The organism is Shewanella sp. MMG014 (assembly GCF_018100775.1).
Classification (GTDB): Bacteria; Pseudomonadota; Gammaproteobacteria; order Enterobacterales; family Shewanellaceae; genus Shewanella; species Shewanella japonica.
Genome location: NZ_JAGJDZ010000001.1, coordinates 700,144 through 715,225, shown reverse-complemented (window position 1 = coordinate 715,225; position 15,082 = coordinate 700,144). Strand labels below are relative to the sequence as shown.

Sequence of the window (15,082 nt, the reverse complement as noted above, 5' to 3'; positions counted from 1 at the left end):
TTTTTGCTCGTGCCTCGCTTATTTTAACCAACTATTTTATTTCCTCTTAATGAGGCGTTAAGTGCTTTGGAGATATCGCGCATTAAGATAGTAATAGGGAGTTTTTTTTGTGTTGGTCTCGTTGAGGCTTTAAGTGATTACCTCATTTATATTCAGGTAATTTTACCAATGTTACCTGAAGTTCAGGCTGTACCAGTTTTCTGGTGGCTTATCTTATTTTCTCCTCTTATTGTTGTCTGCATCGTTATCGGAGGGTTGTCTAAGTCGGTAAAAGGCATAGTTCCACTTGCCACTTCAGCTTCAATTTCTATACATTTATATAATCAAATTGCTGCAATACTTAATCTTCCTGGTCATGCTAAAAGTTGGGCATTTGAAGCTCCCTTAAAGTTTTGGTCTATTGGACTCGGCCTTCAGACAATGTTTTGCTTCTTATTAATGCTCATTGGGTATGCTATCGTAACGTATTATGTACATCGCAAAGTCAGTACTTGACAAGCGCCTGCAATCTGTCCTCCGGCCACTGTCACCTTTTGTGCAAAAGTAATATGTGGGTCAGTGTACATTTTAATTTATTACCATACCTTTCCTAATCCCACGAGCGATTCTATCCCCTTTGCGCTCACAAACTTCTGTTCAGAATCATATTAGCTCTAAACCATTTATCTCCCCCACATGACTATATGCGAACAAATTACCAGTAATCTATTGCTGAGTGTGTGATACTTTAAAGTCATAAAAGACTGTTCAATTAAGTCATTAAAATAAACCTCAACGCTATGAATTATTGGGTATAAATGTATGTGGATAGCACTGACAATACTTGCCGCTTTTATGCAATCTTGGCGTAATGCATTTCAAAGTGAGCTGAGTCAGCAAGTGAAAATCAGTGGTGTCACCTTGGCGCGCTTTATTTGGGCAGGTCCAATTGCTGCTTTATACCTTTTCAGCCTTTATCAATTTCAACCCAGTGAGCTTCCCAGTTTTAGTTATCAATTTTATGCTTTTGTCATTGGGGCATCTTTGATGCAAATTTTGGCTACGGGATTGATGGTTAAACTATTTCAGTTAAAGAACTTTGCTGTTGGTGCAGGGCTTGCGAAAAGTGAGGCCTTGGTCGCGGCGATATTAGGTGTGCTGTTTTTTGGTACGAGTCTGAGTTTGTTAGGCTGGATTGGTGTGATCATTGGTGCGGTGGCTGTAATGCTGTTAAGCACTCAACGGGGTGTTAAGCGATTATCGCTTAATACCATAGTGCTTGGTATTGGCAGTGGGGTTGCGTTTGCGTTCACATCCCTTTGGGTACGAGAGGCAAGCTTGCTGCTCATGACTGACTCAGCGATGTATGACCCTATTCCATTTACCCATAGAGCTGCTTGGGTGTTGTTATCTGTTATTGGTCTACAGACATTGATACTGGTCAGTTACCTTGGGATTAAAGACCGAGCGACATTACTGGCGCTTTGGCATAGACCAAGGTTAACGCTTTCAATCAGTGTGTGTAGCTGTATCGCTTCTATAGGTTGGTTTAGTGCAATGTCGTTGCAAGCTGTGCCTTATGTGAAAACCTTAGGTCAAATTGAAGTGTTTTTTACTATGCTCATTAGCGTATTTTGGTTAAAACAAAAAGTGAAGGTTAACGAAATATTGGGTTTAGTCTTAATAGCACTAGCTGCAATTTTGGTGATGTGGACTTAACATTTAGCTGCAGCTGACGGGGTAACCCCATTTGGGGTTTAATGCCTTATATTGATTTTAATTTGTTGTTTTTTCGTACTATACTAGCCTGAGTAAAACCAAGAAGTCTTATTCAGGGAGTGTTTTATGAGTCACCTTGCTCGACAACTGAGTGTTGCCATAGGCTGCACTAGCCTCTTATTTACATTAAGTTCTAATGTTTACAGTGCCACTCTTTCGACAGAAAGTTTAGCGCCTGAAGGTAGCCAATTATCAGGTGCCGCAACTTTTACTCCCGAACAAGTTACCCCGCCTCAAGACAGTGAGTTTGATTGGCTACAGTTAACTTCGATGGAGCTGTTAAAAGGGGAAATAAAAAACCTGTATGATGATCAGCTTGAGTTTGAAAGCGATGAACTCGACACTCTTTTTATTGATTGGGATGACGTTAAAGTACTGCAAAGTGCTGGCACGGTCAGTATTGGCTTTTTAGATTTAAGCACCCAAAGCGGACAGTTATTGGTGCGTGATGGTAAAATGTTTATTGACGGTAAAGAGTTTCAGCGAGAGCAAATTCTGACCATTATCGCAGGCGAGCAAACTGAATCTAATTACTGGTCGAGTAAAATTAGTTTAGGTGCCAACTTTAGATCGGGTAACACTGAGCAAATTGATTACAGTGCTATCGCGAAAACTAAACGCAGAACCACTGAGTCTCGATTTAATATCGACTATATCGGTAACTATTCTAAATCAGACAGTGAAGAGAAAATTAATAACAACCGTATTAATACCAACTTCGATTGGTTTTTATCTAAGCAGTTTTATTTGCGCCCTGTGTTTGCTGAGATTTATACCGATAAGTTTTTAAACATTGAATACAAGCTAACTTTAGGTTCGGGTTTAGGTTATAACATCATTGATACTTCGAAAACCGAGTGGAGTATTTCAGGTGGTCCAGCATATACCTATACTAAGTTTAATAATGTCGAAGCGGGAGAAAGCACAGACAGTAGCTCCGCAACTGTGGTAGTTGAGACGGTTTATGATACCGAAATAACCAGCGATATCGATTTTATCACTTCTTATCGTGTGCAATACGGTGATGATGATTCTGGTGGTTATACTCATCATGCTTTAGCGACACTTGAGATTGAGTTAACGGATATCTTCGATTTAGATTTATCGTTTGTCTGGGATCACACAGCGAGCCCTCAACCTGATTCTGACGGCAATACGCCAAAAGAAAATGATTACCAGTTTATCGTGGGTTTTGGTATCGATATCTAACCGTTAATCGCTCTCAGTTAAAGTCAACGAATCATCAAATTAGGACCTATTGAAAGGTCCTTTTTTATGTCTGAAATTCTTGTTGTGACAATAATAATTAATACTCAGTTGGCTTACGAGTAAACCAAGCGTTGCGCCCGCGAGAATATCGCCCAAATAATGATAATTTTGCAGTAATTGCCCTAGCACTACCGCCAACATCGCAAATATCCATACCAACTTAAAACGAGGGAAACATTGCCAAAACAACGATGCGAATGTAAACGTCAATAGGGTGTGTCCTGACGGGAAAGAATGAAAGCCTGCCGATAAAGAAAACGGATAAAATGCCTCTACGCCATGGGATATCCAAGAGAGGTTATTGTTAGTCCAAGTTTCTGGCCAAGTGCGGCCAAACACTATCTTGGCGCTGACTCTGATAATAGTGGCGTTGATTGCAACCAATAAGATGATATTTCTTAGATGATAAAGGCGCAGTTGATAGGGCTTAGTTAGGCTAAGCACAACGATAATGAAGGCCAATATTTCCAGCACCAAAGGACTTTTGGATAATGACTCTAGCACAGCATGCGTTTGGCTTGAGTAGGCAAAGCTGGCTATTTTTACATGCATTACATGATGTATATATTCAGCTAGTGGGCGGTCAAAGTAGGTTATACAAAATAAAACCCCAAGCAGCATACTGATATACCCTGCAACAATGGCGGGCTTAAAAGGTTGGCAAGTGGGCGTAAAAGTCGGTTTGGTCATAAGACTAAGGCAGCTTTTTATTAGTGAGTACAAGGCTGTTTGTATAAGCTCAAGGTTGTTATTTTAAGGCTCAGGGCTGTTATCTTAAAGCTCAAGGCTGCTATCTTAAAGCTCAAGGCTGCTATCTTAAAGCTCAAGGCTGTTTATATAAGCTCAAGGCTGTTATCAATAAGTCTAGCGTCAATCCTATAATGAGCTGACATCATCCACGAGTTGGTCATTCACAGGGGTAGCAATATGATGATACTTCGCCCGTGACGTGACATAGCCATTAATTTGATGTATTTCAGTTTGGCGTTGGTGCGCAATATCTTGATGCATTGAGGAGTAGTTATTCGCCGTCAGTGCGATAACCTGATAGACGTATTCAACCATTGCTGGTTTGGATAGCATTACGCCGTCTGCATTAGCCACCATGATACATTCGTCGATAATATTATCTATGCGTGTTTGGTATTGCGGTTTGGCGAGTTGACCGTTACGGCACTGTTCTATGGCCGTAAGTGGATTAATCGCACAGTTGATGACCAGCTTTTGCCAGAGGGCTAAACGAATGTCCTCGCTTACGTGACAATCAGGTATTGCTTGGGTTAACAGTGCCAATTGCTTCTCTGTTAATTTTTTGCCTTTTAAATGGCCCAACATTGTCTTACCTGTACCGGTTTGACGCACATGAAGCTTGTTGCATTTTAATGCCGCTTGCGATGTTGTGCCAAGATAAAGGTTAATGTCGTCTCTTTGATGTTGTGCCAATAAAGCGAGGGTATCTAAATGCGGTCCCATGCCATTATGCAACAACAGCAATGTGCAGTGCTGCGGCAGGCTATCGATGAGTGGCCTGATGGCATGCGTTACTTGATAAGACTTTACACAAACGATGATTAACGAAACTGAGGCAAGTTGAGTGTGAGTTATCGTGTTTACATCGCACATCATCCCTTCAATGATCTGTGTCTCGCTGGTGGTGCCCTTTGAAAAAGGTTCAAATGTCAGTGCGTGTTCTTTGATTAAATCCCTACCGAGTAATATCGGCTGAGTGAACTCAGATAACTGCTTGTAAACCAACATGCCGATGGCGCCAGCACCAAGAATGGCAACCGTAGGTTTAGTGGCGGCAACCGTTTTGGTTGTGTGAGGCTGAAGCATAATGGGCTCGCTTATTATACTTTTGAAGCAGGTTTAGGGAGTAATTTAGCCGCTTGGTACTTTCTAAATACAAACAAAAATAGATAGAACAAAGCAATCCCCAGTACGTCAGCGACCACATCGGCTACCGAGGCACTTCGGTAAGGTATTTGGGATTGGATAACTTCAATTAAAATCGCATAAGCAGTGAGGACAGAGCACATCCAATACCATTTAGGCTTAAACGCAAAGTAGGCGAGAAACGCCAACCCTAAAAAGCTGACCGTATGGCCGACTTTATCCATATTTGAGAAGGTAACTGGGTAATTAGGTTTGGAAAAGACTAAGTAACTCACCACAAGTACTGCGACTACAAATGCGCCTGTAAAAAAAAGTTTTAATTTCATGCTGTGGTTAACTTAGCCTGATGCAATATCGTTTCGATGCAGCAATGATAGAAAATACCACGATTAATGTCATTAACTTCCAGATAATTATTGTTTTCTATTTTATGGAGGGTTTGCCCTGTGGTGGAAAATGCTAGAATAGTGGCATCGTAAATAGGGGAGAACTCCAATGCCATCTATGGATATTGTGTCAGAAGTTGATGAAGTCGAACTACGTAATGCTGTCGAAAACTCACGTCGTGAGCTTGCTGGGCGTTTTGACTTTCGTGGTAAAGAAGCTGAAATCGAACATAAAGATAATGTGGTTACACTGAAAGCTGAAGATGATTTTCAGTGTCGTCAATTGGTGGATATTTTACGTATACAATTAAGTAAACGTAACGTTGAACCATCAGCGATGGAAGTGGATGAAAAGTCAGTTCATAGCGGTAAAACCTTCAGTTTAAAAGTAAAGTTTAAGCAAGGGATTGATAGTTTAATTGCCAAAAAGTTGGTTAAACAAATCAAAGACAGTAAATTGAAAGTACAATCGGCGATTCAAGGCGACTCTGTTCGTGTGACGGGTAAAAAGCGTGATGATTTGCAAGCGGTCATGCGCTTAGCAAAAGAGTCCGAACTAGGGCAGCCTTTTCAGTTTAATAACTTTCGTGACTGATTAGTTTCAATTCGCTTATTTGAATGATGCAAGCGCCGTAGCCGTTAAAGGTTACGGCGTTTTTTATTATCTAAATCATTAATCGATAAAAATTCATTTTTTATTTAAGTTGTGAGCGTTTGTGGTCGCCTTGTTGCTGCACACCTTTCATTAAGACACTTTAAGATTCGCGTTATGAGCACTGCAAAAATGAAATTTGCCATCGATGATGGTTCTACCAATGTCAAAATCAGCTGGATTGAAAATGACAAAGTACATTGTGTGACTTCTCCTAATTCGTTTAGGAAAGATTGGAAAAGTGCTGCATTACTCAATGGAAAGAAGATATTTAATTATCAAATAGGTTCGACCAAATACACCTTTGATGCCACATCGGACAGAGCGTTATCAACCACTCATGTGGCATATCAGTACGATGATTTAAACCTATTGTCAGTGCATCATGCCTTACTTCAAACGGGGGTAGCCCCATGCCCTGTGAGCATTTTGGTCACCTTACCAATTACTGAATATTACAATGCGGATGATTGCCAAAAGAATGAAGCCAACATCGCCCGTAAAAAAGAAAACTTATTGCGTGAAATTTCGCTCAATAAAGGTGAGTTATTCGAGATAGTGGATGTTGAAGTGCTGCCTGAAAGCTTGCCTGCGGTGTTAACAACGTTAGTGGATTCTGGTATCAATGCCTTTACTAAATCGTTAGTCATTGATGTTGGTGGCACAACCTTGGATATGGGCGTGATCGTTGGTGAATTTGATGACGTGTCGAGTGTATACGGCAATGCCACTATCGGCGTGTCTATGGTGACAGACGCCGCGAGAAAAGCCTTGGCAGCAGCTGATAGTGACGCAAGTTACTTGGTGGCAAATGAGCTAATTAAGCACCGTCATGACCGTGAGTTTGCTTGTGAAGTTATTAATGATTTAAGCAAAGTTGATTGGGTGCTTGAATGTATTGAGAACAAAATTCAAGAACTCGGTAATGCAATTGCTTATGAAGCCAAAACCTTTATGCGTAACCCTAACCGCGTTTATCTTGTGGGGGGTGGCGCTATGCTGATTGAAGAAGCTGTGCATGCCGTTTACCCAAGCTTAGGTGAAAAAATCGTGTTACTTGAACAGCCTCAAGAAGCCTTATCTCGTGAGATCTGTTGTTATCACGCAGCTTAATAGGTAACTTTTATGCGAATTCAGTGCACGTTTAATTTAGCGCCAGAGCTACATAAGCAACATAGCTTTGCTATTGATAATTTAAGAGCTTGGCAAGAAACGGAAAAAAGCCGTGGTGATGATAAAGATATTGCCCTTCAGCGGCGCAGTCACTTTCATCGAGACATCTACCTCAGCGGCCTTTATTTGCACCAAGTCTCGGCTGATTTACCTAGGCTTATTAGTGAGCAATATCATGTGGATGGCGTCAGTGCTGCTCGATTAATGAAGCAAATAAGCTTATTTGATGACACTGACTGTGATCCAGCAATAGAGCCTGGCCTTGCCACATCGCATCAAGGTCTAGAGGAAGCTCAATGGCAACAGTTAGAAGCTATATTGGCAAGTCACCGAGAGGAAGTCTTAAAGCAGCAGGAGGCGAGTGCACAGCAAGCGCTTCAAGCGCAGCAAAGCTTGTATCAAAGCCATTTTGAAAAAATGCAGCTCAATACAACAGAAGCCGTCGGCGGATTAGAAACGTCGCTGTGTGGCAAGCTTACCACTGAACTGCAAGAGACAATTAACAGTGCTGATATTAATCGTGTTGATATTAATTGTGTTGAAATTAGTAGTGCGCTAACGACATTAAGCGAGCAAGTAGCAACGGTTGAACACAATAACCAAAAAATGCTATCTGCACTAACACAACAAATTGAATCAATGTCGGCAAGCTTGCCTGATAATGTGCTTTCAGCTCAAGATAATCTTGAGCCATTCACTGATATTCAAACCGCCATTGAGACTAATCAAAAAGCGATTCAGCAGTCTATTTTGCTATTACAACAACAGTTAACCAGCCAATTTCAAGCGGTAGCAGATAAGCTTAATCAAGGATTATCGATCAGTGGCTCCCAAATGGGCGCTACAGAGTTGGCTGAGTCTCAGCTAACGTCTCAATTGGCTCGAGCCAGCAAAGTTAAGTCAAAAGGCTTGTGGTAACTGCAGTGCTGTATATGTAATGCGTATAAAAAAGCCCAACCTTAAGTTGGGCTTTTTGTTGTGACTAATTGTATTCGATGACGTGTGAATGCTGCTGTGCAGTATACGTGTAGAGTCTGTTAACTCTGCTAAGTGAGTTTATTGGCATCACTGTTTACGTCAGCGCTTTTTTCGTTAGCGCTATTTGCATCAGGGTTTGCTGATGCTGTTTGCTTATCAGCCTGTTGGCAGGGGGGAGGGTAGCGCTGTAATAAGCTAATCATCAATAACACGGGGAAGCCAATTAAACTGGCAGCAATAAAGAAGTTAACGTAGCCAAATGCGTTTACATATACCCCAGAAAACCCTGCAATAAACTTAGGGAATAGCAGCATAATTGACGACAGTAATGCATATTGGCTGGCACTGTATCCGCTGCTAGTTAAGCTGGATAGGTAAGCAATAAAGGCGGCAGTTGCAATCCCTGCACTAAAGTTGTCTACCGAAATGGCAAAGGTTAAAAATGGCACGTTGTAACCAATATACGCCTGCCAAGCAAACAGTAGGTTGGTGACTGCAACAAGTAAAGCACCGACAAACAAAATCTTCATCGTGCCATAACGCATAATTAAAATGCCGCCCGCACCAGCACCGAGTAACGTCATGATTAATCCATATACTTTACTTAAAAACGCAATTTCTTCTTTGCTAAAGCCCATATCGACGTAAAACACATTTGCCATAATTCCCATCACAATATCTGAGATCCGATAACAAGAAATCAGTAATAAAATCAGGATGGCACTTTTACCGTAGCGCTTGAAAAAGTCGACAAATGGCAACACGCTTGCACTGTATAACCAGGCCATAGCACTTGCCATTTTAGTCGGGTATTTTTGAGCAAATTTTTGCTTTAATTGGCGTTCGTTCTCATCAGCATCTTTAGTATCAACTTGGGGCTCCTTACAGAATAAGGTGGTAATGAGCCCCACTGACATGAGCATTGCCATGACAAAGTAAGCGGTTTGCCAAGCCTCTAAATTATAGTCAGTGTTACCTGGGTCAACCCATGCGGCGATAGTTAATGCGCCAGCTGTGGCCACTATCATTGCGCCGCGATAACCCACTTGGTATGCAGCAGCTAATGCCGCTTGCATGTCTTGAGGTGCAGATTCTATTCGAAAGGCATCAATCACAATATCTTGAGTGGCAGAGGCAAAAGCCAGAATGAGAGCAAAAATGGCTAGCTGTTCTAAATCAACGAGGGGATCGCTTTGTGCCATACCTAATATCGCAGCTACAAGACCAAGTTGGGCAAAGATCATCCAACCTCGTCGCCGCCCAAATAATCGGGTAAATACTGGCAGTGCCATTCGGTCAACCAATGGTGACCAAGCCCACTTAAAGGCATAGGTGAGGGCTATCCAGCTAAAATAACCGATAGCCGCACGGTCAACACCGGCTTCTCTAAGCCAAAAGCTAAGAGTGGAAAACACCAGCATGAGAGGCAAGCCTGCAGAAAACCCAAGCAATAACATTGCAAGGACACGTTTGTGATAATAAACAGATAAGGCTTCACGGGTACGAGATAACAGTTCTGACATTAAGGCAACTGATTGAAGGAGAATGGCTCTAGCTTATGCTGCGCTGCTCATTGGTTCAAGCCATTCTGATTGGAAATTTAACCTATTATAAAAACAGGGATAACAAAGGGAAACTTTTGGTTAATTTGTCGGCCGTAAACCGATACAACCTGATGGCATTGTGCCACCTATATTAATGTAATCGCAGCAATCATCGACTTGTTGACGTAAGAATTGATTACCTCTAATTACAATCGCGGGCCATTGGTCAAAACAATGGAGAAGATGCCAAAATACTTTTTCTGTGTCGGTAGGAGTTTGGGGTTCGAAAGTCGGGCTATCGGCAATAGATTGCCACTCTTCGAGTACGTCCCACATGTAGAGCTTAATTTCGCTGTGCTCTAATTGGTTATTTAAAAATGCTTTCCCATAATAGGCAAGCTGCGGCGCCTTTGTTTCTATGAAGTCATTTGGGGTCATTGATGACATCCTTTTTTAAATACAATCCATGAACAAAATCTGATAAATGAATACAAGAGTGTGAGCTTGTGTTGTCACACGGAAATCAAAACACGGGAGTAAAACAGTGAATAGGTTAGGTAAGTATAGTCAGGATTGTTGAATATTTACTCGAATTTACATTGTCATCGAAAATTCAGTGTTTTGTTCTGGAATAATTTGTAAACCAAAGATAACAGGCTAAAAAAACTGGAGTAAAATCAATGTTTCACTCCAGCTGTTGTTGAAAAAATGATTTAATAAAAAGTGGTAATTATGGCCCTTTTTTATTTTTTCAGTAGTGTCGCTTTATTCAGTTTGATTTCTTTGATAGGAAAATCAGGCCAGTTTAATTCATCGTTATGGCCAGTCGGCACATAAGACATAGCTTCTAAAACTGCCATCCCTTCAATGACTTCGCCAAATACCGCATATCCCCAACGGCGTTTTGAAGGGTTAAGGTTTTTATTGTCACCTACATTAAAGTAAAACTGACGGGTCGCAGAATGCGGATCATTATCACGAGCCATGGCAATCGTGCCCATACTGTTTGATAACCCGTTTCCTGATTCGTTAAATAGCGGGTCCATAGATTCACGTTCTTCAAGCTCAGGGCTCAGGCCGCCACCTTGAACAACAAAATCAGCGATAATACGGTGAAAAATCGTATTGTCGTATTCACCTTTAACGACATAAGTAAGGAAGTTGTCGACAGTGAGCGGGGCACGGGTGCGATCCAATTCAACGACGATTTTACCCATAGTGGTATCAAACTCGACTTGTGGGTAAAGCGTGTTAGGTTGAATATCAATGGCGGCTTGGCTCACCATGGATGTCAGTAACAAAATGCTGGCAGCAATCCACTTTAGCATGAGATCTTCCTTATTCGGGGGGCGTGTTATTGTTGTAAAAACTGATGCAGTTCTGCATCGTTTATGATTTTAGTGGTTAACTCATCAATGAGTTTGTTCATGTCTAATTCAAGCGTGGCAAAGTCAGGGCTAAATGGGCCTTTTAACATACCTCTTGCGTTGTAAATCTTAGTGAATTCTTGGTTCTCGTTTTTTGCGACAACATTGATAGTTAGTGCTGTTTTTGCTTCAAAACCGAATGTTGACTCTGTGACATCTGTAAGTAGATAGTCTAATTGGAATTGTGCGGTATGGCTGGCCGCTGGGTCGACTTGATAACCAGCATTTCTCATTGCCTTTTTAAATACGTCATCAAGCTGTTGCCTAATAGGTTCACTTGGGCTGACCAATTTTGCAGCTTCGCCTTCTTTGTTAAATCTCACAATAAAGTTAGCTTTACGAACGTCAATGGTGCTGACTGCAACAGAATCAAAGCGATCAATTTTATACTCTGATACAGGCACATTGGGGTTTAGTGCAATATGAGTGGGAGTATGACTGGCGCAAGCGGTTAAAAATAGGGCGGAGCAAAGCACTAATGACAATGATTTCATAACTAAAAATAATAAAAAATGGTGGGCTCAGAATAACAGATTTTAAGCACCAATCCAGCCTAATTACACGAGTTAATTAGCGTAACCTGATATCTATATTGAGGATTTGAGCGGTAAGAATCTTATTCGCAAACTCACGCTATTTGACTTCAACTGTTAATTTGTTCACGTTAGAGTAATTAGTGCGCAAGCGTAATAAACCACATACAGAGATAACACACGGAATAAGTATGTCAATGAATCACTTACAACTTGCACCTGACAAGCTAATGAATGCTGAAGGACAACCTATATTTGGTCATTTTGATGGTGCGGTATCAGATCTAAGCATTAAACAGTTTCACTATTTCAATGAAATGGATAAGCCTTGCTCTTGGTGGGCAAAGTACTTTGATTATAAACAGTTTCAATTTATCAATATCACCACGCCTCGATATATCATTGGTGTTGCTATAGCTGATATCCGCTATGTTGGTAGTAGTTTTTGTTATTTGTATGATATTGAAAAAAACCGCTTAACTGAAACTCAAGCCTTAAAACCACTGTCATGGGGAATGTCGGTTTCGCGCTCTCCTTTGCAAGGTAAAGCCCGTATTAAGCACAAACAAGGTCCTATTGTTTTTTCCATCAAAGAAGGCGTATGGCAACTCAGTATTCAAACTGACGATATTCAGGCCGAGTTAACGTTAGAGCCGCCTGTGCTGAGTTTACCTATGAGCTTATGTACCCCAACGGGGTATAACGGCTGGACGTACACCCAAAAACACAATGGCTTAAAAGTTAAAGGCAGCTTAACCATTAAGCATGAGCCACAGCCTTTACAATACGCACTTGGCGGCTATGACTTCTCTGCGGGGTATATGCGCCGTGAAACGAGCTGGCGCTGGGCGTCAATCAATGCGCAGGTTGAGCACGGTGTGCTTGGACTTAATCTTGCTGCTGGCGTAAATGAAACAGGTGCAACGGAAAATGTGCTTTGGATAAATGGCGAGCGACATTTATTGCCTGCGGTTAAGTTTGATTTTAATCGACATGTAAGTGACGACTATTGGCAACTTAGCACCGCTGATAACCAAGTGGATTTGACCTTTAGGGCGTTAAATTGTCGTAGTGAAAAACGCAATTTTGGCTTTTTGAAAAGTAACTTCAGACAGTACATTGGTTATTTTAGTGGCCATATTATTGATAATAATAACCGTAAACATGTTTTACGAAATCAGCTTGGGCTGACAGAAGATCATTTTGCTAAATGGTAGGCCTTGTTTAATAACGACATGCAGGGTTCAGAAACTAACATCAAGAAACTAACATCAAAAAATAAGTTTAAAATAATAATAACTAGGATGGACATTCAATGGATTTGAATTCAATTATCGATCACCCCGAAGCACTACTTTTAGTACTTGCGCCTGTGTTCTTTATTTGCATTTTATTGGAGTGGTTTTTAGGGGATTTACGCCACAAATTACCGCTTTCTGCTCGTTATCAAAAAGCGGAGGTCTGGTGTAATGTTTGCTTAGCTGGCATGCATCAATTGACTGACATTCTTGCTGGCCTGTTAATCGCGAAAGTGTATTTATACTTTTTTGGTTGGAAGTTATTTGATATTGAGATGGGGGTACTCAGTTTCCTCTTATTGATGGTGTTACAAGACTTCTTTTACTACTGGTTTCATCGTGCAAGTCATCGGATCCGTTGGATGTGGGCCGCACATGTGGTGCATCACAGCTCTGAAAATATGAATTTTAGTACAGCCTTCAGGCAGAGCTTAATGTATCCATTGGCTGGAATGTGGTTATTCTGGCTACCCTTGATAGTGATTGGTTTTGAACCTAATTGGGTGGTGTTTGTGGTATTACTGAACTTAGGGTTACAGTTTTTTGTGCACACCCAAGCGGTGAAGACGCTTGGACCAATTGAGTGGATTTTTAACACGCCTTCCCATCACAGAGTTCACCATGGTCAAAACCCAGAGTATATCGATAAGAACTATGCTGGGGTGTTGATCATATGGGATAAGTTATTTGGTACCTTTGAGCCTGAAAAAGCGACGGTTATTTATGGGATTACAAAACCGGTAAATAGCATGAATCCGATAGTGGTTAGCTTTGCTGAATGGCGAGATATGTTCAAAGATGTCAGTCAGCCTGACTTATCGATTAAGCAGCGCTTGTCGGTGTTATTCTCGCCGCCACAACAAGAAACGTCTACAAAGAAGTAAGCACATAAGCTGCTAATTCCTGTCGCTAGATACTCTTTCAATGATATGCGCTTATGCACTTCTTAGATTGGGGATTTGGGTGATTGTGGCAACTGAAGCTTTATTGATCAGGTTAGGGGCGAGATAGGAAATGGCCTAACCTACATTATTGATACCTGAAAGGGAGTGGATACCAATAAAGTAGGTTGAGCCAAATAAAAAAGGGCTCTTTGGGTACAGCCCCAGCTTAAATTATCTTTAGCTAATTCATTAGCCTGCATTAATTGAACCGCTGAGCAATGAGTAGTTAATCGGCGACTCATCAACACGAGGACAAATGTTTTTTACGATAGAGATAATGTCTTGCTAAACTGATTAAACTCGACCTTGTCTACGATTGCACCTTTATGCTGAATAACAAATGCAGCCGATTTAGAGGCGAGGTCAACGGCATCTAATACCGCAATACCATTCATTCTTGCCCCTAAATACACACCGTTAAACGAGTCACCAGCGGAGGTGGTATCCACCACATTCGTGACAGGTTTTACCTTAAATTCAACTGGCTCAGATTGGTTAAATAATGCAACGACAGATTCAGGGCCATTTTTAATGATGAGCTCGTCAATGCCGAATGGGGCTAAAAAACCTATCATGTCAGCAGCGTTATTTATGGCGTAAAGCTGTTCAAAATCGTCAATACCCGGTAGCAGAGTATCGGCGGCATGAAATGCCAGCTCAAATTGCGCTTTGGCTTCGTTCGGGCTTTGCCATAATCGAGGTCGATAATTTGGATCAAACACGATTTGCACACCGGATGCTTTTAATTGTTTCACCATAGACCAGAAATCATTTCTGGCCTGAGGCTCTACAACAGCTAATGAAATGCCTGAAAAGAAAAACATATCACCAGCAGACAATTGCGCTATTTGTTCAGACTGAATATGCTGCATAACTTGACGGGCTGCAGCATTTTCACGCCAATAAGTAAAGCTACGCTCACCATATTCATCCAACTGTATCGAATATAAACCAGGGATCTTTGTGTCCGATGTAAACACTAAATCCGTACCAATGTTCTCATCTTTAAAATACTGAATCATATTAAGGCTGAATGGGTCTTTACCTACCGCTGTGACCAATTGCACGTTCACATCTGTAAACGTGCGCTTTAGGTAAACAGCCGTGTTAAAAACATCACCAGCGAATGATTGCTTCATGGTGTTTGATGAGGTTGTCATCAACTCAATCATACATTCGCCAAGTAAAAACATGTTTTTCATTTACGGAGCCTTATTCACAAGG

Annotated in this window: 15 protein-coding genes; 7 read left to right on the top strand and 8 right to left on the bottom strand. The window is 41.3% G+C overall.

What is annotated here, in order from left to right; all coding sequences use genetic code 11:
• Positions 1-801: 801 nt before the first annotated feature.
• Complete coding sequence (locus tag J8L86_RS03045; RefSeq protein WP_211028611.1) at positions 802-1,698, top strand: DMT family transporter; 897 nt, start codon at positions 802-804, stop codon at positions 1,696-1,698.
• 126 nt (positions 1,699-1,824) lie between these two features.
• Positions 1,825-2,967 carry a DUF481 domain-containing protein gene (locus tag J8L86_RS03040; protein WP_211028610.1) on the top strand — a complete coding sequence of 381 codons (1,143 nt, stop codon included), beginning with the start codon at positions 1,825-1,827 and terminating at the stop codon, positions 2,965-2,967.
• Between the two features lie 39 nt (positions 2,968-3,006).
• On the opposite strand, the gene J8L86_RS03035 is transcribed toward J8L86_RS03040, so the two are convergent.
• The 3 genes from J8L86_RS03035 to J8L86_RS03025 form a co-directional block, all read right to left on the bottom strand.
• Entirely contained in the window at positions 3,007-3,717 is a 711-nt protein-coding gene (locus J8L86_RS03035) for a phosphatase PAP2 family protein (RefSeq protein ID WP_211028609.1), read from the bottom strand.
• Positions 3,718-3,903: 186 nt separating this feature from the next.
• On the bottom strand, positions 3,904-4,863 hold the full coding sequence (locus J8L86_RS03030; protein WP_211028608.1) for a 2-dehydropantoate 2-reductase: 960 nt from the start codon (positions 4,861-4,863) through the stop codon (positions 3,904-3,906).
• Positions 4,864-4,877: 14 nt separating this feature from the next.
• Positions 4,878-5,249: a VanZ family protein gene (locus J8L86_RS03025; protein ID WP_065108956.1), complete on the bottom strand. Its 372-nt coding sequence runs from the start codon at positions 5,247-5,249 to the stop codon at positions 4,878-4,880.
• Between the two features lie 169 nt (positions 5,250-5,418).
• Here J8L86_RS03025 and J8L86_RS03020 point away from each other — a divergent pair, with 169 nt between their 5' ends.
• The 3 genes from J8L86_RS03020 (at position 5,419) to J8L86_RS03010 (ending at position 8,052) form a co-directional block, all read left to right on the top strand.
• Complete coding sequence (locus J8L86_RS03020) at positions 5,419-5,904, top strand: YajQ family cyclic di-GMP-binding protein (protein WP_055024353.1); 486 nt, start codon at positions 5,419-5,421, stop codon at positions 5,902-5,904.
• Positions 5,905-6,078: 174 nt separating this feature from the next.
• The gene (gene parM, locus J8L86_RS03015) at positions 6,079-7,074 is read left to right on the top strand and encodes a plasmid segregation protein ParM domain-containing protein (RefSeq protein ID WP_055024352.1); all 996 of its coding nucleotides are present in this window, start codon (positions 6,079-6,081) and stop codon (positions 7,072-7,074) included.
• A 12-nt stretch (positions 7,075-7,086) separates the two neighbouring features.
• On the top strand, positions 7,087-8,052 hold the full coding sequence (locus tag J8L86_RS03010) for a hypothetical protein (RefSeq protein WP_211028607.1): 966 nt from the start codon (positions 7,087-7,089) through the stop codon (positions 8,050-8,052).
• A 128-nt stretch (positions 8,053-8,180) separates the two neighbouring features.
• Here the strand turns inward: J8L86_RS03010 and J8L86_RS03005 are convergent, their stop codons facing one another.
• From J8L86_RS03005 to J8L86_RS02990, 4 genes are all read right to left on the bottom strand, one after another.
• The gene (locus J8L86_RS03005; protein ID WP_065108959.1) at positions 8,181-9,635 is read right to left on the bottom strand and encodes an MFS transporter; all 1,455 of its coding nucleotides are present in this window, start codon (positions 9,633-9,635) and stop codon (positions 8,181-8,183) included.
• Positions 9,636-9,755: 120 nt separating this feature from the next.
• Positions 9,756-10,094 (bottom strand): hypothetical protein, encoded by a 339-nt coding sequence (locus J8L86_RS03000; protein ID WP_055024350.1) that lies wholly within the window; start codon positions 10,092-10,094, stop codon positions 9,756-9,758.
• 305 nt (positions 10,095-10,399) lie between these two features.
• A complete protein-coding gene (locus J8L86_RS02995; protein ID WP_055024349.1) occupies positions 10,400-10,984 on the bottom strand; it encodes a peptidylprolyl isomerase in 585 nt (194 codons plus the stop codon).
• Between the two features lie 26 nt (positions 10,985-11,010).
• Positions 11,011-11,577 carry a YajG family lipoprotein gene (locus J8L86_RS02990; RefSeq protein WP_055024348.1) on the bottom strand — a complete coding sequence of 189 codons (567 nt, stop codon included), beginning with the start codon at positions 11,575-11,577 and terminating at the stop codon, positions 11,011-11,013.
• Between the two features lie 230 nt (positions 11,578-11,807).
• Between J8L86_RS02990 and J8L86_RS02985 the strand changes: the two genes are divergently transcribed.
• Together J8L86_RS02985 and J8L86_RS02980 are read left to right on the top strand one after the other, a co-directional pair.
• The gene (locus J8L86_RS02985; RefSeq protein ID WP_055024347.1) at positions 11,808-12,833 is read left to right on the top strand and encodes a DUF2804 domain-containing protein; all 1,026 of its coding nucleotides are present in this window, start codon (positions 11,808-11,810) and stop codon (positions 12,831-12,833) included.
• Between the two features lie 98 nt (positions 12,834-12,931).
• Positions 12,932-13,798, top strand: coding sequence for a sterol desaturase family protein (locus J8L86_RS02980; protein WP_055024346.1), 867 nt, complete (start codon positions 12,932-12,934; stop codon positions 13,796-13,798).
• Positions 13,799-14,121: 323 nt separating this feature from the next.
• Here J8L86_RS02980 and J8L86_RS02975 read toward each other — a convergent pair whose 3' ends face one another.
• A complete protein-coding gene (locus J8L86_RS02975; protein WP_211028606.1) occupies positions 14,122-15,060 on the bottom strand; it encodes a sugar kinase in 939 nt (312 codons plus the stop codon).
• Positions 15,061-15,082: the final 22 nt, after the last annotated feature.

Bases quoted from the DNA above. Each gene is read 5' to 3' on its own strand.
- J8L86_RS03005 (WP_065108959.1), bottom strand. From the start codon at position 9,635: ATGTCAGAACTGTTATCTCGTACCCGTGAAGCCTTATCTGTTTATTAT.
- J8L86_RS03025 (WP_065108956.1), bottom strand. From the start codon at position 5,249: ATGAAATTAAAACTTTTTTTTACAGGCGCATTTGTAGTCGCAGTACTT.
- parM (WP_055024352.1), top strand. From the start codon at position 6,079: ATGAGCACTGCAAAAATGAAATTTGCCATCGATGATGGTTCTACCAAT.
- J8L86_RS03020 (WP_055024353.1), top strand. From the start codon at position 5,419: ATGCCATCTATGGATATTGTGTCAGAAGTTGATGAAGTCGAACTACGT.
- J8L86_RS02975 (WP_211028606.1), bottom strand. From the start codon at position 15,060: ATGAAAAACATGTTTTTACTTGGCGAATGTATGATTGAGTTGATGACA.
- J8L86_RS03010 (WP_211028607.1), top strand. From the start codon at position 7,087: ATGCGAATTCAGTGCACGTTTAATTTAGCGCCAGAGCTACATAAGCAA.
- J8L86_RS02980 (WP_055024346.1), top strand. From the start codon at position 12,932: ATGGATTTGAATTCAATTATCGATCACCCCGAAGCACTACTTTTAGTA.
- J8L86_RS02995 (WP_055024349.1), bottom strand. From the start codon at position 10,984: ATGCTAAAGTGGATTGCTGCCAGCATTTTGTTACTGACATCCATGGTG.
- J8L86_RS03040 (WP_211028610.1), top strand. From the start codon at position 1,825: ATGAGTCACCTTGCTCGACAACTGAGTGTTGCCATAGGCTGCACTAGC.
- J8L86_RS03000 (WP_055024350.1), bottom strand. From the start codon at position 10,094: ATGACCCCAAATGACTTCATAGAAACAAAGGCGCCGCAGCTTGCCTAT.
- J8L86_RS02985 (WP_055024347.1), top strand. From the start codon at position 11,808: ATGTCAATGAATCACTTACAACTTGCACCTGACAAGCTAATGAATGCT.
- J8L86_RS03045 (WP_211028611.1), top strand. From the start codon at position 802: ATGTGGATAGCACTGACAATACTTGCCGCTTTTATGCAATCTTGGCGT.
- J8L86_RS02990 (WP_055024348.1), bottom strand. From the start codon at position 11,577: ATGAAATCATTGTCATTAGTGCTTTGCTCCGCCCTATTTTTAACCGCT.
- J8L86_RS03030 (WP_211028608.1), bottom strand. From the start codon at position 4,863: ATGCTTCAGCCTCACACAACCAAAACGGTTGCCGCCACTAAACCTACG.
- J8L86_RS03035 (WP_211028609.1), bottom strand. From the start codon at position 3,717: ATGACCAAACCGACTTTTACGCCCACTTGCCAACCTTTTAAGCCCGCC.